This window comes from Mumia sp. zg.B21, from assembly GCF_019550855.1.
Classification (GTDB): Bacteria; Actinomycetota; Actinomycetes; order Propionibacteriales; family Nocardioidaceae; genus Mumia.
On the sequence record NZ_JAHWCJ010000002.1, the window covers coordinates 750,213 to 765,942 of the forward strand.

A 15,730-nucleotide genomic window follows, 5' to 3' on the forward strand; every position below is an offset into this window, starting at 1 on the left:
GATGCACGCTCTTGGCACCGTCGTCCAGCACTACGACTGGGGATCGCCCACCGTCCTCCCGAGGATGCTGGGCGAAGAGCCTGACGGCAGCCCGTGGGCCGAGCTCTGGATGGGCACCCATCCCCTCGGCCAGTCGACGGTCGCCGTCGAGGGCGGCGCCGCCGTCCCGCTCAGCGAGGTCGTCGGGCGGCCCCTCCCGTACCTCTTGAAGATCCTGGCGATCGACAAGCCCCTCTCGTTGCAGGTCCATCCCGAGGCCGTCATGGCCGAGCGAGGTTTCGCCCGCGAGAACGAGCGCGGTGTCGCGCTGGATGCTCCGCACCGCGTCTTCAAGGACCCGTACCACAAGCCCGAGATGGTCTATGCGCTGACCCCGTTCGAGGGTTTGATCGCGTTCCGCCCGACCGCCGAGGTCTGGCACGTGCTCGAAGGGCTCGAGTCGCCCCTCGCCCGCCGCCTCAACGACGAGCTCGGCGCCGACCCCGGCTTCCCGGGTCTGGTCCGCATGGTGGGGCGGTTGCTGTCCCCCTGGATGGGCCCGGCGGCCGAGGAGCTCGACGTCTTCGTCGCGGAGTGTCAGGAGAAGTACGCCGCAGGTCTCGACCGTCGACGTGCCTACGAGACCGTCTCCGAGCTCGCCCAGCACCACCCTGGTGATCCCGGCCTCGTCGTCGCCGCGCTGCTCAACCGGGTCCGCCTGGCGCCCGGGGAGGCAGCGTTCGTCGAGGTCGGCGTGCTGCACGCCTATCTCAGCGGGACGTGCGTCGAGGTGATGGCCGGCTCCGACAACGTCCTCCGTGCCGGGCTGACGACCAAGCACATCGAGCCGCAGGCGCTCGTCGACTGCGTCCGGATGGGCATGGCCGAGGCCCACGTCCTCACCCCCAAGGAGGAGGCGGGCGTTCGCCTCTTCGCCCCCGAGGTCGACGAGTTCGCCCTCGCCGTGGCGACGGTCGACGGCACGGCAGAGACGCTGCTCCCGGGGACGGGTCCGCGCATCGTCCTGTGCGTCGACGGCACCGTGACCGCGGAGGCCACCAGCGGTTCCCTGACGCTGACGCCCGCTCGGTCGGCGTTCGTGCCGGACGACGCCGGTGCCGTGCACGTCCGGGGGACGGGCACCGTCGTCCAGGCCTACGCCCCGTGAGTTGATCGGACGACACCCCGCGACACGACGAAGGCCCGGCCAGGATCTCTCCTGGCCGGGCCTTCGCCCGTGCGGCGGTCGCCGTCAGCCGTTGATCATCCCCGCACCGACGGTGATGCCCGTGGCCTCGTCGATCAGGATGAACGAACCGGTCGTGCGGTTCTTCTCGTACGGGTCGGCGAACAGCGGTGCCGTGGTGCGCAGCTTGACGCGGCCGATCTCGTTGAGACCGAGCTCTCCGGTCTCCAGGTCACGGTGCAGCGTGTTGATGTCGAGGCGGTACTGGACCTCCTTGACCATGGCGCGTGCGCTGCGGGTCGTGTGCTTGATCGCGAGCTTCTGACGCGGGCGCAGCGGGGTGTTGGTCATCCAGCAGATCATCGCGTCGATGTCCTGCGTGGGCGTCGGAGCGTTCTGCGGGCGGCAGATCATGTCGCCTCGCGACACGTCGAGGTCGTCGGAGAGACGGACCGTCACCGACATCGGGGGGAAAGCCTCGGCGACCGGCTGGTCGAAGAGGTCGATCGCCTCGATGGTCGTCGTGAACCCGCTCGGGAGCACCTGGACCTGGTCGCCCGGCTTGAGCACACCGCCGGCGACCTGGCCGGCGTAGCCCCGGTAGTCGTGGAACTCGTCGGACTTGGGACGCACGACGTACTGCACGGGGAACCGGGTGTCGACGAGGTCACGGTCGGAGGACACGTGCACGTTCTCGAGGTGGTGGAGAAGCGACGTCCCCTGGTACCAGGGCATCTTGTCGCTACGCTTGACGACGTTGTCGCCCTGGAGCGCCGAGATCGGGATCACCGTCAGGTCGGGGATCGCGAGCTTGGCCGCGAACGTGTCGAACTCGTCGCGGATCTTCTCGTACACGGTCTGGTCGTAGTCGACGAGGTCCATCTTGTTGACCGCGAGGACCAGGTGGGGGACGCGAAGCAGCGAGAGGATGACCGCGTGACGACGGCTCTGCTCGGTCAGGCCGGTGCGGGCGTCGACGAGCACCAGGCCGAGGTCGGCGGTCGAGGCGCCGGTGACCATGTTGCGGGTGTACTGAACGTGGCCCGGGGTGTCGGCGATGATGAACTTGCGCCGCGGGGTCGCGAAGTAGCGGTAGGCCACGTCGATCGTGATGCCCTGCTCGCGCTCGGAGCGCAGGCCGTCGGTGAGCAGCGCGAGGTCGGTGTAGTCGTAGCCCTTGTCCTGCGAGGTGCGCTCGACCGCCTCGAGCTGGTCCTCGAAGATCGCCTTGGAGTCGAGAAGGAGGCGCCCGATCAGCGTCGACTTGCCGTCGTCGACGGAGCCTGCGGTGGCGAAACGCAGGAGGTCCATGCGGGGGAGGGAAGTCTCGGGGGTCTCGGTGACGGTGGCGGCCATCAGAAGTAGCCCTCCTTCTTGCGGTCTTCCATGGCTGCCTCGCTGAAGCGGTCGTCGCCGCGCGTCGCGCCGCGCTCGGTCACACGGGCGATGGCGATCTCGTCGATGATCTCGGCGGTGGTCGCGGCCGCCGACTCCACGCAGCCCGTGAGCGTCATGTCGCCGACCGTGCGGAAGCGTACGAGGCGCTCCTCGGCGGCCTCGCTGCCCTTGAGCGTGAGGTGGTCGCCGGCCGACAGCAGCATGCCGTCGCGCTCGACGACCTCGCGCTTGTGCGAGAAGTAGATCGACGGGATCTCGATCTTCTCGCGGTGGATGTAGTGCCAGACGTCGAGCTCGGTCCAGTTGGACAGCGGGAAGATCCGCATGTGCTCGCCCTCGGAGATGCGCCCGTTGTAGAGGCTCCAGAGCTCGGGACGCTGGTTCTTGGGGTCCCACTGGCCGAACTCGTCGCGGTGGGAGTAGACGCGCTCCTTGGCGCGGGCCTTCTCCTCGTCGCGGCGGCCACCGCCGAACGCGGCCGTGAAGCCGTTCTCCTCGATGGCGTGGAGCAGCGTGCCGATCTGGAGGCGGTTGCGGCTGGTCTTGCCGTCCTCCACGACGACGCCGTCGGCGATGGCCTGATCGACCGAGGCGACGATCATCCGCAGGGACAACCGCTCGACCCAGTGGTCACGGGTCTCCAGGACCTCGGGGAAGTCGAACCCGGTGTCGACCTGCATCACGGGGAACGGGATCCGGGCCGGGTAGAAGGCCTTCTCGGCGAGACGGAGCATCACGATGGAGTCCTTGCCGCCGGAGAACAGCAGCACGGGCTTCTCGAACTCCGCCGCGACCTCGCGGAAGATGTGGATCGACTCGGCCTCCAGCTGGTCGAGCTGGCTCAGCCGGTAGTCATGCATGGGGGTCACCAGGGGTTCTCCCGTCGTTCCTGGGGGTTTCGATCGCGGAGCGAAGAAATCATCCTACCGACCGCTCCTCCCTCACCGAGAACGGCGCCGCATCCTGGCCGCGGACGCCCTTCGGGCGGTCGTGACGGACGATACCGACGGCGAGCAAGAGCTGGCCCGCGAGGTAGGTCAGCATGATCCAGACGCCGGCGGGCTCGGGCCGCGCGACGTCGGCGAGACCCATGGCGATCAGGGTGTCCGAGAGAAGGAACAGCGCACCACCGACGCCGGCCGCGCGGCTGATGCCGAACGCTGTGACGGCGGTGGCGGTGAGGAGCAGCGAGTAGACCACGATCGGGATCCGTAGCGCCGGCTCCTCCTCGCCGAGCGGGCCCCACAGCACTCCGATCGCCGCCGCCCAGGCGGCGAGACCCGCGATGGGGACCCACCAGCGCCGTCGCAGGCCGCGCAGGGCGCCCTGGCGGACGAACCAGGTCACGTAGCAGACGTGAGCGGCGCCGAAGCCCGCCATCCCGAGGACGAACAGCCCGTCGACCTCGAGCGCGACATCGCCGACCCAGGAGAACGCGAGCGCCGCGAGGAGCAGCCGCGGACCGCCGGCACGGTAGACCCACAGGGCGAGCGCGGGCATCAGCAGGGCCTTGGTCACCGAGGTGGCCAGACCGTCGTCGACCGCCACCAGGGCGAGATGGACGGCGCCCAGCGCCAGGTACAGGATCATCGAGTCTCCTCGTTCGTACGGCGAGCCCGGTCGACGTCGCGCTTCTCGGCGAAGAGGTCGACGCCCTCGGGCACGCCGATGCGGTCACGGAGCAGCGCCCAGGCGATCGGCCCGAGGATCACCATCCCCGCCGCGATGAGACCGACCGCGACCGGGTCGACACCGAGCAGGGTCAGGCCCGTCAGTGTCAGCACGACGACGATGCCGCGGCGGACGATGCCCTGGGGGACGCGGTTGGCGATGCGCGCGCCGACATAGGTGCCGGGCGTTCCTCCGAGGATCAGCGGCACCAGCACCTCGAGGTCGACCCCGGTGATCAGGACGTGCGTGATCGCGGCGGAGAGGACCAGCGGCACGGCCTGGACCAGGTCGGTCCCGACGAGGCGTACGGCGGTGAGTGCCGGATAGAGCAGCAGCAGCGAGACCATGATCAACGAGCCGGAGCCGACGGAGGTCACGCCGACCAGGAGCCCGCCCACGGCGCCGACGAGCACCGTCGGGACCGGCCGCAGCGTGGGGTCGTCGGTGGACGCCGGGCGGCCCTGACGGACGGCCCGGACGTTGAGGAAGGAGCGCAGCGTGTAGGTCGCCGCGGTGAGGACGAGCGCGGCGCCGATCGCCGTCTTGACGAACGCCGTCTGGTCGCCCGCGCCCCCGACCGCCTCGATGATGAAGGCGCCCGCGGCGGCCGTGGGGACCGAGCCGAGCATGAGCCAGCCGGCCAGCCTCCAGTTGGGCGAGCCTTCGCGCGCGTGCACGGCGGCTCCGACCGACTTGTTGACGGAGGCGGCGACGAGATCGTTCGCGACCGCCGCCGTGGGGTTGATCCCGAGGAAGATGAGCGCGGGCGTCATCAGGGCTCCGCCGCCCATCCCGGTGAGGCCGACGACGATGCCGACCCCGAAGCTCACAGCGAGGATCGACAGCGCGCCGTAGGTGACGATGTCGGTCATGCGCGGCCGTCCCACAGACCGGCGGCGACGAGTGCGCCCACCACCTCGTCGAGGACGTCGGGGACGGTCCGGCCGGTGGTGTCGACCGAGACGAGCGCGTCGTCCGGCACCTCGTACGGGGAGGAGATGCCGGTGAACTCCGGGATGGCTCCGGCACGGGCCTTGGCGTACAGGCCCTTGCGGTCGCGACGCTCGCACTCCTCGAGCGGTGTCGCGACGTGGACGAGCGCGAACGAGCCACCGGCCTCCTCGACCATGGCACGTACCTGCTTGCGCGTGGCGTCGAACGGAGCGATCGGTGAGCAGATCGCGACGCCGCGGTGGCGCGCGATCTCGGCAGCCACCCAGCCGATGCGCGCGATGTTGGTCTCGCGGTCCTGCTTGGAGAAGCCGAGACCCTTGCTGAGGTGGTGGCGCACGACGTCCCCGTCGAGGCTGGTGACGGTACGACGACCGTCCTCGAGAACCAGGTCGTACAGGGCCCGGGCGATCGTCGACTTGCCTGAGCCCGAGAGGCCGGTGAAGAAGACGACGAGGCCTCGCTCGTCCAACGGCGGCTGGTCGGCGGAGACGATGGCAGCGACCCGGTCGGTCAGCCGACCTGTGCCCGTGACGGCGAGCACCTCGTCGGCGTAGGCGCGGAGGACGGCGGCGGTGAGGTCGGCGTCGTCGGTCGGCTCGGGCCGACGGGCCAGCGCCACCGCCACGACCGGACGGTCCGGGAGGGCGGCGAGTGCGGCTCTCACCAGTGCGGGTGCCGTGAGCGTACGGCGCGGGTCGGGGCCGGTGCGGACGATCAGCACGGCGCGGCGTCCGGTCCGCTCCTCGGCGTCGACGACCGCCTCGACGTCGTCGACGGTCAGAGGCTGCTCGACGAGGACGGCGATCGCGTGCGGGTGCTCGGCACGGACGTCGGCGGGAGCGAGGTGCAGCCGGCGGAAGGCGCCGTAGGTCGGACGGGCCAGGGCTCGAACGGTGCGCGACTCCCGGTCGTAGGTCGCCAGGGGAAGGCCTTCGGGATCGAGAAGCTCGACGGGTCCGTGGACCTCGTCCGGGACCGCGACGTCGAGCCGGCGGTCGGCAGGCCACGCACCGAGCAGAACGAGCTCGAGATCGGCGAGCTCCCGTGCGTCGGGGGTCCACTGCGCGTCACTCACGACGGCGATTGTTTCACGCGGCATCGGGACCCATCATCGACGCCGGGCATTTGCATCTGCTTGCTCTTGCAAGCACGATGGAAGGGTGGCAAGGATCAGTGTCGGCAAGACCGTGGAGGACCTGGGCGGCTACCTGCGTGAGCAGCGTCGCCAGGCGCAGCTGTCGCTGCGGCAGCTCGCGGACCTCACCGGCGTCTCGAACCCGTATCTGAGCCAGATCGAGCGTGGACTGCGCAGGCCCTCGGCCGAGGTGCTCCAGCAGATCGCGAAGGCCCTCGCCATCTCGGCCGAGTCGGTCTACGTGCAGGCAGGGCTGCTCGACCCCGACGACTCCGTGAGCGGCGGAGGTGTCGAGGCGGCGATCGCGACCGATCCTCGGCTCGAGGAGCCTCAGCGCCGAGCGCTGCTCGAGATCTACCGCTCGTTCGTCGGCGACTCGCCGACGACGTCGGCCGCGCCAGACGACGGGACCGACCGAACCAAGACCCAGGAGACCCCATCATGAGCATCCAGGACACCATCACCAAGACCGTCATGGGCCTTCCCCTCCAGGCGCTGGCCTTCGTCGGGCAGGCGCAGTCCGCAGCGGCGTCGCTCCTCGCGCAGCTCGGCGAGCTCGACCTCGATGACGTGCAGAAGAGGATCGAGGCCGATGCCAGGGCCCTCCCGGGCCAGGCCGGCGCGCTCTACTTCGACACGATGGGCCGCCTGAAGGACGTCGACGTCGAGGAGATCTTCGACGACCTCGAGGACCGGATCGAGCACAAGCTCGAGGACATCGCCGACGACGTCAAGGAGCTCGTCGTCATGCTGGCCGCTGTGGCCCGCAACGCGGCTGCCGACGTCGCCTCCGGCTCGCCCTTGGGCAAGAAGGGCGCGCAGACCGACGGTGCGCCCGAGCGTGCGTCCAAGGCCACGGTGACCAGCGAGACGCCGATGGCCACGAAGGCGAGTGACGCCCCGACCGCCGCCGCTGCGGCGGCGTCGGCCACGAAGGCGCCGGCCGTCAAGAAGGCTCCCGCGGCCAAGAAGGCTCCCGCGGCCAAGAAGACGTCGACAACCAAGAAGACGTCGACAACCAAGAAGACGTCGACGGCGAAGAAGACGCCGGTGGCGAAGAAGCCCGCGGCGAAGAAGACGACGCCCACGGCAAAGAAGTCCCCGGCGAAGAAGACGACGCCGACCGCGAAGAAGGCCTCGTCGACGCCGACCGCGACGACGGCCGCGAAGGCCGCGGCAAAGAAGTCCCCGGCGGTCAAGAAGGCACCGACGGCCAAGAAGTCCGCCTCCGCCAAGAAGGCGGCAGCCGAGACGGCGCCGGCCGCGCCCGCGACGGCCTCCCCGACGAAGAAGGTCCCCGCCAAGAAGTCCTCCACGGCGAAGAAGGCGCCGTCGACGCCGTCGGCTGCCACGAAGACGCCGGTCAAGAGGGCGGCGCCGTCGACTCCGGCCGGCCCGGGGACGGCCGGCGACGGTCGCTGACGTGTCGTCGGAGCGCGTCCACGGCTGACGGCAACGCGCTCCGACGGGCTACGCTCGGGGGGTGTTCGATCTCTTCGCCGTCCAGAGCCTCGTCGAGCTGATCATCACCGTGCTGATGATCGCGGCCAAGGGGTTCGCCGTTGTCGACGCGGTCTCGCGCTCGCCGCAGGCCTTCGTTGCGGCCGACAAGCAGACCAAGCCGTTCTGGGTCATCCTGCTCGCGCTGGCCCTCGTGGCGAACCTGCTGATCTGGCAGCCCATCGGCATCCTCAACCTCGCCGGGATCGTGGCGGCTCTCGTCTATCTGGCCGACGCGCGTCCCGCGCTCCAGCAGGTCAGCGGACGCTGAGGGGCGGCGAGACCCGCCGTACGACGCCACCGTCGAACACGTGTTCGACGGTTGGCGTACGCTGGGGCCATGTCCGTGCAGTTCCAGGGCTCGCTCTTCGACTCCGCCGACGAGCCCACGCTGGGTCCGCTCAAGGGTCAGGTTGTGCGCCACGACCTGGCGGACGGCGCCTGGGTCGACGTCCGCCCTCACTGGGTGGACGGCGCCGACGACCTCTTCGCGCATCTCCACGACACCGTCTCGTGGCGTGCTGACGAGCGTGAGATGTACGAACGCGTCGTCGCGGTGCCTCGGCTCCTGGCGTGGTTCGGTGAGCGCAGCGCCTGGCCGCACCCGGCCCTCGACGAGGCCCGTGAGCGGCTCGGCGACCACTACGAGACGGAGCTCGGGGGGCGTTTCGCGACGGCCGGGCTGTGCCTCTATCGCGACGGCCGCGACTCCGTCGCCTGGCATGGCGATCGCATCGGTCGCAGTCGTACGCAGGACACGATGGTGGCGATCTTGTCCCTCGGGTCGCCCCGGAGGCTCGCGCTGCGACCGCGTGGTGGCGGCAGCTCCTTGTCCTTCACCCTCGGGTCGGGCGACCTGCTGGTGATGGGTGGGTCGTGTCAGCGCACCTGGGAGCACGCGATCCCCAAGACGTCGAAGCCCGTCGGGCCGCGCATCAGCGTCCAGCTCAGGCCACGGGGCGTCGGTTAGGCGGGCTCGGTGGGGTCGTCGCCGAGCAGGTCGTCGAGCAGGGAGGCGAGACCGTCCTCCAGGGCTGCGCGCTGAGCGGGCGTGAGACGTTCGAGGATGCGTTCCTCGTGTGCCAGCAGCGAGGCGACGACGCGCTCCACCTCGGCGTGCCCGGCCGACGTGAGTGTGACGGCGACGGCCCGCCGTGCCGCGGCCGACGGCTCGCGGATGACGAGTCCGTCCTCCTCGGCGCGTGCGACTCGCTGCGAGATCGCCCCTGCCGTGACGAGGGACTGCTCGCCGAGCTGTCGCGTCGTGAGCGAGTACGGCGGCCCTGACCGTCGCAGCGTGCTCACGAGGTCCAGGGTGCCGGCGTCCATGCCGAGGGTTCGGAGCGTCCGTCGACGTTGGTCGGCCAGCAGCTTGGCCACCCGCCAGAGCGGGGTGAGCAGGAGGATCGACGAGGTGGCGACGCCAGGGAGCTCGCGCTCCCATGCTCGGGCGATCTCCTCCGCCGACAGTGGACCCACATCGTCCAGGGGCGATTCCCCGGTTTCGCTCATGGCTGCTCCTCGCTATGTTTAGGTCTAAACATAGCGAGGAAGGACAGCGGATGCCACGAGACGTGCTGATCACCGGGGGATCTGGAGGGATCGGACAGGAGCTGGCGCGACGCTGCGTCGAGATCGGTGACCGGGTCGTCGTCACAGGGCGGGACGAAGGGCGGCTCGTCGCGTCGGTCGAGAGGTCAGGCGCTCGTCCGGTCGTCTGCGACCCCACGCGGCCGGAGGAGGTCGAGACGCTCGTCCGTGACGTCGGCGGCTCGGTCGACGTGCTGGTGAACATGTCGGGTGGCAACGCCGACTTCGACCGGCAGGGTGTGGATCACCCCAGGCTCGACGACGTCGCCGACGCCTGGCGGACGAACCTCGACACCAATCTGCGGAGCACCGTGCTCGTGACGACCGCCGTCCTCGGCGAGATGCGTCCAGGCGGTGCGGTCGTCAACGTCGGGTCGATCGGCGCGGAGTACGCCAGCACCTCGTACGGGGTCGCGAAGGCGGCTGTCCAGGCATGGACGGCAGGCCTTTCACGGGAGGTGGGCCCGCGGGGCATCACCGTCAACTGCGTGTCCCCGGGCTACATCGAGGACACGGGCTACTTCAAAGGTCGGCTCACACCGCAGCGCCACGCGGCGCTCGTCAACGCCACGCACGACAAGCGTGCGGGGCTGCCCGCCGACGTCGCGGAGACCGTGCTCTTCCTCGCCTCGGCCGGCGCTCGCCACATCACGGGCCAGACGGTCCACGTCAACGGGGGTGCATTCACCACCCGTTGACGTGGAGCGTCAGAGCCTCAGCCCTTGGGGCCGCGGCGCTTCGACCGGGCGCGCTCGCCGGCGTCCAGGATCACCTTGCGGATCCGGACGTTCGACGGCGTGACCTCGACGCACTCGTCCTCACGGCAGAACTCCAGGCTCTGCTCCAGCGACAGCTTGCGCGGCGGGATCAGCTTCTCGAAGTTGTCGGAGGTGGCGGAGCGGACGTTGGTCTGCTTCTTCTCCTTGGTGATGTTCACGTCCATGTCGTCTTCGCGGCTGTTCTCGCCGACGATCATGCCCTCGTAGACCTCGGTCGTCGGGTCGACGAACATCACGCCGCGCTCCTGCAGGCTCGTCATCGCGTACGCCGAAGCCGCACCGGCGCGGTCCGCGACGAGCGATCCGCTCGGGCGCGTCGAGATCTCGCCGAGCCACGGCTCGTACCCCTCGAAGACGTGGTGCGCGATGCCGGTGCCGCGGGTGTCGGTGAGGAACTCCGTACGGAAGCCGATCAGGCCGCGCGCCGGGACCAGGAACTCCATGCGGACCCAGCCGGTGCCGTGGTTCGTCATCTGCTCCATGCGGCCCTTGCGGACGGCGAGGAGCTGCGTGACGGTGCCGAGGTACTCCTCAGGGCAGTCGATCGTCAGCCGCTCGACGGGCTCGTGGACCTTGCCGTCCACGATGCGGGTGACGACCTCGGGCTTGCCCACGGTGAGCTCGAAACCCTCGCGGCGCATCTGCTCCACGAGGATCGCCAGCGCCAGCTCGCCACGGCCCTGGACCTCCCAGGCATCCGGGCGCTCGGTCGGGAGCACCTTGATCGACACGTTGCCGACCAGCTCACGCTCGAGGCGGTCCTTGACGAGGCGAGCGGTGACCTTGGTGCCCTTCTCGCGACCGGCGAGCGGCGAGGTGTTCGTGCCGATCGTCATCGAGATCGCCGGCTCGTCGATCTGGATGAGGGGGAGCGGCTTCGGGTCGTCCGGATCGGCGAGCGTCTCACCGATCATGATCTCCGGGATACCGGCGACGGCGACGATGTCACCGGGGTTCGCCTCCTCGGCGGGGACACGCTCGAGCTCCTGGGTCCGGAGCAGCTCGGTGATCTTCACCCGGTCGACGGAGCCGTCGCGCTTGCACCACGCGACCTGAGTGCCCTTGCGCAGCGTGCCCTCGTGGACGCGGATCAGCGCGAGACGGCCGAGGAACGGCGAGGCGTCCAGGTTGGTGACGTGCGCCTGGAGAGGGGCGCCCTCGGTGTAGGTCGGGGCGGGGACGGTGTCGAGGATCGTCTGGAACAGCGGGGCAAGATCCTCGCTGTCGGGCAGACCGCCGTCCGAGGGCTGGGTGAGCGAGGCGCGTCCGGCCTTCGCCGACGCGTACACGACGGGGAAGTCGAGCGCCTCGGTATCGGTGGAGTCGTCGAGCAGGTCCATGAACAGCTCGTACGCCTCCTCGACGACCTCGCTGATGCGGGCGTCGGGACGGTCGACCTTGTTGACGACGAGGACGACCGGCATCTTGGCGTGCAGCGCCTTGCGGAGCACGAAGCGGGTCTGCGGCAGCGGACCCTCGGAGGCGTCGACGAGGAGGACCACGCCGTCGACCATGGAGAGCCCGCGCTCGACCTCGCCACCGAAGTCGGCGTGCCCCGGGGTGTCGATGATGTTGATGGTGACGCCACCCTCGGGCGCGCCCGGGCCGGCGTACTCCACCGCGGTGTTCTTGGCGAGGATCGTGATGCCCTTCTCGCGCTCGAGGTCACCGGAGTCCATCGCGCGCTCTGCCAGCTGGTGGTGCTCGTCGAAGGTGCCCTGCTGCTGGAGCATCGCGTCGACGAGAGTGGTCTTGCCATGGTCGACGTGCGCGACGATGGCGACGTTGCGGAGGTCAGAGCGAATGGGCATGCGCTGGCGTTCGGTCCTTGCGTGGGAGAGGCGCCGGACAGTACGCACGGCGCGGAGCATCGTCCATCTTACCGAGAGGGGCACAACGGTCGCTCCATCCGGCCCGGTGTGACGTGGCTCTCGTGTTCGCTCTCCGCAAATTCCGATGACATCTGTCGGTGCCAGGGGTCACTGTGGACGGTGCGACACCGGGGGGTGCCGACCTGTCACGGAAGGCAGACCACATGACCGACACGCAGCGCTCGACCTCGCAGACGCCCGACTACCCGGAGAACATCGACGCCGCGGTCCTCAAGATCGCCGGAGTGGTGATCCTCGGGGTGATCATGTCGATCCTCGACATCACGGTGGTCAACGTCGCCCTGCCGACGTTCCAGCAAGAGTTCGGCTCGGCGGCCGACCCGCTCGCGTACTCGCACGTCGCGTGGACCGTCACTGCCTACACCCTCGCTCTGGCGACCGTGATCCCGCTGACCGGGTGGGCGGCCGACCGGTTCGGCACCAAGAGGCTCTTCATCGCCGCCATCGCCCTCTTCACCGCGGGCTCGGTGCTCTGCGCGGCTGCTCAGGACATCAACACCCTGATCGCCTTCCGGGTCCTCCAGGGCCTCGGCGGCGGCATGATCATGCCCCTCGGGATGACGATCCTGACCCGTGCCGCCGGCCCGCACCGCATGGGTCGGTTGATGGCGATCCTCGGCATCCCGATGCTCCTGGGTCCGATCCTCGGCCCCATCGTCGGCGGCTGGCTCATCGAGCACGCGAGCTGGCACTGGATCTTCTTGATCAACCTCCCGATCGGAGCGGCGACGCTCGTCTACGCGTGGTTCGCCCTGCCGGGAGACCGGCCGGAGCCGTCGGAGTCGTTCGACTTCCTCGGCATGCTGCTGCTGTCGCCCGGGCTCGCGCTGTTCCTGTTCGGCGTCTCCTCGATCCCGGAGAAGGGGACGGTCGCCGATACGCGGGTCTGGATCCCGATGGTCGTCGGCGCGGCCCTCATGCTGGCCTTCGTCCGGCACTCGTTCCGCCCGAAGCACCCGCTGCTCGACCTCCGGCTGTTCAGACACCGCAACCTCACCATCTCGGTGATCGTGATGTTCCTGTTCGTGGCGGCGTTCTTCGGGAGCCTGCTGCTGGTCCCGACCTACTTCCAGCAGGTCCGCGGGGAGTCGACGCTCGACGCCGGTCTCCTGGTCGCGCCGCAGGGCATCGGCGCGATGCTCACGATGCCGATCGCCGGCCGGCTCGTCGACCGGATCCCGGTGGGGCGGATCGTCCCGTTCGGGTTCCTGGGGATCCTCGTGGGGTTGTTCCCCTTGACTCAGATCACCTCGGAGACCGCCTACTGGAAGATCATCGCCGCGCTGTTCGTGATGGGTCTCGGCATGGGCGCGACGATGATGCCGGTGTTCACCTCGGCCCTCAAGACGCTCTCCCACCAGGAGGTCGCGCGCGGGACGACACTCATCAACATCAACCAGCAGATCGCGAGCTCGGTCGGCGTCGCCGTGATGTCGGTCCTGCTGACGGCCTGGCTGCCGACACAGCGCATCTGGTACGCCGTGGTGGGCTCCTGGCAGAACCCGGAGATCATCCCGCAGCTGGGTGGTCAGGCCGCCGTGGACGCGGTCCTCGCCGACGCCGGTGAGGCGTTCGCGCAGACCTTCTGGGTCGCCTGGGTGCTCTTGCTGCTCGCGCTGATCCCGGTGGCGTTCCTGCCACGGCGTCGTCCCGCGGAGACCCCGGTGGGCCCAGAGGGCGCGGAGACCCCCGCGGACTCGGCGGCGGTCAGCGAGGAGCCATCCGCAGGGCTCCGTCCATCCGAATGACCTCGCCGTTCAGATAGTCGTGCTCCACGATCATCGTCACCAGGTCGGCGAACTCCGACGGCCTCGCGAGCCGCTGCGGGAACGGCACGCCGGCGGCGAGACCGGCGCGGAACTCGTCCGACACGGTCGCGAGCATCGGGGTGTCGACGATGCCCGGGGCGACGGTGCAGACCCGGATCCCGTACTGCGCCAGGTCACGCGCGGCGGGCAACGTCAGCCCGACGATGCCGCCCTTGGACGCCGCGTACGCCGCCTGGCCGATCTGACCGTCGTACGCGGCGATCGACGCGGTGTTGACGATGACCCCGCGCTGGCCGTCCTCGTCGGCCTCCGTGGCCGCGATCGCCTCGGCGGCGACGGTCATCACGTTGAAGGAACCGACGAGGTTGACCTGGACGACCTTGGCAAAGAGGTCGAGGTCGTGCGGGCCGCGCTTGGAGAGGATCCGCGCCGAGGGGCCGATCCCTGCGCAGCTCACGACCGTCCGCAGCGGGGCGCCGCCGGAGGTCGCGGCGGTCACCGCGTTGCGTACCGAGGCGGGGTCGGTGACGTCGGTCTCGACGTACGTGACGCCCTCCACCGCAGGGGCGTTCTCGATCGAGCCCGCGAGGTCCAGGGCAAAGACCGTGGCGCCGCGCTCAGCGAGGGCAGCCACGGTGGCGGCACCGAGGCCCGAGGCTCCACCGGTGACGACGGCGGCGGTGTTGACGAGGTCCATGTCTCTCCTAGCGTGCGAGGTCGCGGCCGATGACGAGCCGCTGGATCTGGTTGGTCCCCTCGAAGATCTGCATGACTTTGACCTCGCGCATGTAGCGCTCGACGGGGAAGTCCTTGGTGTAGCCGGCGCCGCCGAGCACCTGGACGGCGTCGGTGGTCACCTTCATCGCGTTGTCGGTGGCGACGAGCTTCGCGATCGACGCCTGCGTGCGGAACGGGCGCCCAGCGTCCTTGAGCCTCGCTGCGGCGAGGTACGTCGCGCGGGCCGACTCGACGGCGGCCGCCATGTCGGCGAGGAGGAAGGCCAGGCCCTGGTGCTCGATGATCGGCTTGCCGAAGGTCTCGCGCTCTCGCGCGTACGCCAGCGCGACGTCGAGCGCGCCCTGCGCAACGCCGGTCGCCACCGCGGCGATCCCGAGGCGGCCCGAGTCCAGCCCGGCCAGCGCGATCGGAAGTCCCTGACCCTCGGCGCCGAGGCGGCGCTCGACCGGGACGCGGACTCCGTCGAAGAGCATCGTCGCGGTGGTCGAGCCCATGAGGCCCATCTTGTCCTCGGGGTTGTCGACCGACAGCCCTGGCGTGTCTGCGGGCACGAGGAAGCAGGAGATCCCGCGACCGCCCTCGGAGGTCCGGGCCATGACCTTGTAGAAGTCGGCCTCGCCCCCGTGGGTGGTCCACGCCTTCGCGCCGTCGATGACGTACTCGTCGCCGTGGCGCACCGCGCGGGTGCGCATCGCTGCCGGGTCCGAGCCGGCGTGCGCCTCTGAGAGGCAGTAGGCGCCGAGCAGGTCGCCGCCGAGCATGTCCGGGAGCCACCGTGCCTTCTGCTCGTCGGTGCCCGCGGTGAACAGCCCGAAGCACGAGAGTGCGTGCACGCTGGTCCCGACACCGACCGACGCCCACGCGGTGGCGATCTCCTCGACCACCTGCAGGTAGACCTCGTACGGCTGCCCGCTGCCGCCGTACTCCTCGGGGTACGGCAGGCCCAGCAGGCCGGCCTGTCCGAGCGTCCGGAAGACCTCGCGGGGGAAGGTCGCGGTGCGCTCGGCCTGGTCCACCCGGGGACGGAGCTCCTTGTCGACGATCGCTCGGGTCAGAGCGATGAGGTCCTCGGACTCCTCGCTCGGCATCAGTCGCTCGACGGGCATGGCACCTCTCTCGGGGTCGCGACGGCGTTGGCG

The 15,730-nt window shown here is 69.9% G+C and carries 16 protein-coding genes; 7 read left to right on the forward strand and 9 right to left on the reverse strand.

The features are described 5' to 3' along the window. Position 1 precedes the first annotated feature (1 nt). Entirely contained in the window at positions 2-1,147 is a 1,146-nt protein-coding gene (gene manA / locus KV100_RS12395) for a mannose-6-phosphate isomerase, class I (protein WP_220343347.1), read from the forward strand. Between the two features lie 84 nt (positions 1,148-1,231). Here the strand turns inward: manA and KV100_RS12400 are convergent, their stop codons facing one another. From KV100_RS12400 to cysC, 5 genes are read right to left on the reverse strand one after another with little or no spacing between them, the layout of a single operon-like run. Continuing rightward, complete coding sequence (locus KV100_RS12400) at positions 1,232-2,521, reverse strand: sulfate adenylyltransferase subunit 1 (protein WP_255559655.1); 1,290 nt, start codon at positions 2,519-2,521, stop codon at positions 1,232-1,234. Continuing rightward, a complete protein-coding gene (cysD, locus tag KV100_RS12405; RefSeq protein WP_220343348.1) occupies positions 2,521-3,432 on the reverse strand; it encodes a sulfate adenylyltransferase subunit CysD in 912 nt (303 codons plus the stop codon). The genes KV100_RS12400 and cysD overlap by 1 nt, the downstream gene beginning before the upstream one ends. A 49-nt stretch (positions 3,433-3,481) precedes the next feature. Next, entirely contained in the window at positions 3,482-4,153 is a 672-nt protein-coding gene (locus KV100_RS12410) for a lysoplasmalogenase (protein ID WP_220343349.1), read from the reverse strand. After that, positions 4,150-5,106 (reverse strand): sulfite exporter TauE/SafE family protein, encoded by a 957-nt coding sequence (locus KV100_RS12415; protein WP_220343350.1) that lies wholly within the window; start codon positions 5,104-5,106, stop codon positions 4,150-4,152. Before KV100_RS12415 ends, KV100_RS12410 begins: the two co-directional genes overlap by 4 nt. Next, positions 5,103-6,263, reverse strand: a complete 1,161-nt coding sequence (gene cysC / locus KV100_RS12420; RefSeq protein WP_220343351.1) for an adenylyl-sulfate kinase — start codon at positions 6,261-6,263, stop codon at positions 5,103-5,105. The genes KV100_RS12415 and cysC overlap by 4 nt, the downstream gene beginning before the upstream one ends. An 85-nt stretch (positions 6,264-6,348) precedes the next feature. Here cysC and KV100_RS12425 point away from each other — a divergent pair, with 85 nt between their 5' ends. The 4 genes from KV100_RS12425 to KV100_RS12440 all read left to right on the forward strand — a co-directional run bounded on the left by KV100_RS12425 (position 6,349) and on the right by KV100_RS12440 (position 8,793). After that, positions 6,349-6,768, forward strand: a complete 420-nt coding sequence (locus tag KV100_RS12425) for a helix-turn-helix domain-containing protein (RefSeq protein WP_220343352.1) — start codon at positions 6,349-6,351, stop codon at positions 6,766-6,768. Next, positions 6,765-7,745, forward strand: coding sequence for a hypothetical protein (locus tag KV100_RS12430; RefSeq protein WP_220343353.1), 981 nt, complete (start codon positions 6,765-6,767; stop codon positions 7,743-7,745). Before KV100_RS12425 ends, KV100_RS12430 begins: the two co-directional genes overlap by 4 nt. A gap of 61 nt (positions 7,746-7,806) precedes the next feature. Beyond that, on the forward strand, positions 7,807-8,094 hold the full coding sequence (locus KV100_RS12435) for a DUF2516 family protein (protein ID WP_220343354.1): 288 nt from the start codon (positions 7,807-7,809) through the stop codon (positions 8,092-8,094). A gap of 69 nt (positions 8,095-8,163) precedes the next feature. Further along, the gene (locus KV100_RS12440; RefSeq protein ID WP_220343355.1) at positions 8,164-8,793 is read left to right on the forward strand and encodes an alpha-ketoglutarate-dependent dioxygenase AlkB; all 630 of its coding nucleotides are present in this window, start codon (positions 8,164-8,166) and stop codon (positions 8,791-8,793) included. On the opposite strand, the gene KV100_RS12445 is transcribed toward KV100_RS12440, so the two are convergent. Further along, positions 8,790-9,335, reverse strand: coding sequence for a MarR family winged helix-turn-helix transcriptional regulator (locus tag KV100_RS12445; protein WP_220343356.1), 546 nt, complete (start codon positions 9,333-9,335; stop codon positions 8,790-8,792). The genes KV100_RS12440 and KV100_RS12445 overlap by 4 nt on opposite strands. A 50-nt stretch (positions 9,336-9,385) precedes the next feature. Here KV100_RS12445 and KV100_RS12450 point away from each other — a divergent pair, with 50 nt between their 5' ends. Continuing rightward, positions 9,386-10,111 carry an SDR family NAD(P)-dependent oxidoreductase gene (locus tag KV100_RS12450; RefSeq protein ID WP_220343357.1) on the forward strand — a complete coding sequence of 242 codons (726 nt, stop codon included), beginning with the start codon at positions 9,386-9,388 and terminating at the stop codon, positions 10,109-10,111. A gap of 17 nt (positions 10,112-10,128) precedes the next feature. On the opposite strand, the gene typA is transcribed toward KV100_RS12450, so the two are convergent. After that, positions 10,129-12,003 carry a translational GTPase TypA gene (gene typA, locus KV100_RS12455; RefSeq protein ID WP_220343358.1) on the reverse strand — a complete coding sequence of 625 codons (1,875 nt, stop codon included), beginning with the start codon at positions 12,001-12,003 and terminating at the stop codon, positions 10,129-10,131. Positions 12,004-12,227: 224 nt separating this feature from the next. On the opposite strand from typA, the gene KV100_RS12460 reads away from it, so the two are divergent. Continuing rightward, positions 12,228-13,832: a DHA2 family efflux MFS transporter permease subunit gene (locus KV100_RS12460; protein WP_220343359.1), complete on the forward strand. Its 1,605-nt coding sequence runs from the start codon at positions 12,228-12,230 to the stop codon at positions 13,830-13,832. On the opposite strand, the gene KV100_RS12465 is transcribed toward KV100_RS12460, so the two are convergent. Both KV100_RS12465 and KV100_RS12470 read right to left on the reverse strand, forming a co-directional pair. Next, complete coding sequence (locus tag KV100_RS12465; RefSeq protein WP_220343360.1) at positions 13,792-14,550, reverse strand: SDR family NAD(P)-dependent oxidoreductase; 759 nt, start codon at positions 14,548-14,550, stop codon at positions 13,792-13,794. The two genes, KV100_RS12460 and KV100_RS12465, sit on opposite strands and share 41 nt — an antisense overlap. Before the next feature lie 7 nt (positions 14,551-14,557). Further along, positions 14,558-15,697, reverse strand: coding sequence for an acyl-CoA dehydrogenase family protein (locus KV100_RS12470; RefSeq protein WP_220343361.1), 1,140 nt, complete (start codon positions 15,695-15,697; stop codon positions 14,558-14,560). Positions 15,698-15,730 lie beyond the last annotated feature (33 nt).

What these genes read in the sequence shown, in the direction of transcription:
- manA (WP_220343347.1), top strand. Translation starts at nt 2, where the DNA reads ATGCACGCTCTTGGCACCGTCGTCCAGCACTACGACTGGGGATCGCCC.
- KV100_RS12400 (WP_255559655.1), bottom strand. Translation starts at nt 2,521, where the DNA reads ATGGCCGCCACCGTCACCGAGACCCCCGAGACTTCCCTCCCCCGCATG.
- KV100_RS12410 (WP_220343349.1), bottom strand. Translation starts at nt 4,153, where the DNA reads ATGATCCTGTACCTGGCGCTGGGCGCCGTCCATCTCGCCCTGGTGGCG.
- KV100_RS12415 (WP_220343350.1), bottom strand. Translation starts at nt 5,106, where the DNA reads ATGACCGACATCGTCACCTACGGCGCGCTGTCGATCCTCGCTGTGAGC.
- KV100_RS12430 (WP_220343353.1), top strand. Translation starts at nt 6,765, where the DNA reads ATGAGCATCCAGGACACCATCACCAAGACCGTCATGGGCCTTCCCCTC.
- KV100_RS12440 (WP_220343355.1), top strand. Translation starts at nt 8,164, where the DNA reads ATGTCCGTGCAGTTCCAGGGCTCGCTCTTCGACTCCGCCGACGAGCCC.
- KV100_RS12445 (WP_220343356.1), bottom strand. Translation starts at nt 9,335, where the DNA reads ATGAGCGAAACCGGGGAATCGCCCCTGGACGATGTGGGTCCACTGTCG.
- KV100_RS12450 (WP_220343357.1), top strand. Translation starts at nt 9,386, where the DNA reads ATGCCACGAGACGTGCTGATCACCGGGGGATCTGGAGGGATCGGACAG.
- typA (WP_220343358.1), bottom strand. Translation starts at nt 12,003, where the DNA reads ATGCCCATTCGCTCTGACCTCCGCAACGTCGCCATCGTCGCGCACGTC.
- KV100_RS12460 (WP_220343359.1), top strand. Translation starts at nt 12,228, where the DNA reads ATGACCGACACGCAGCGCTCGACCTCGCAGACGCCCGACTACCCGGAG.
- KV100_RS12465 (WP_220343360.1), bottom strand. Translation starts at nt 14,550, where the DNA reads ATGGACCTCGTCAACACCGCCGCCGTCGTCACCGGTGGAGCCTCGGGC.
- KV100_RS12470 (WP_220343361.1), bottom strand. Translation starts at nt 15,697, where the DNA reads ATGCCCGTCGAGCGACTGATGCCGAGCGAGGAGTCCGAGGACCTCATC.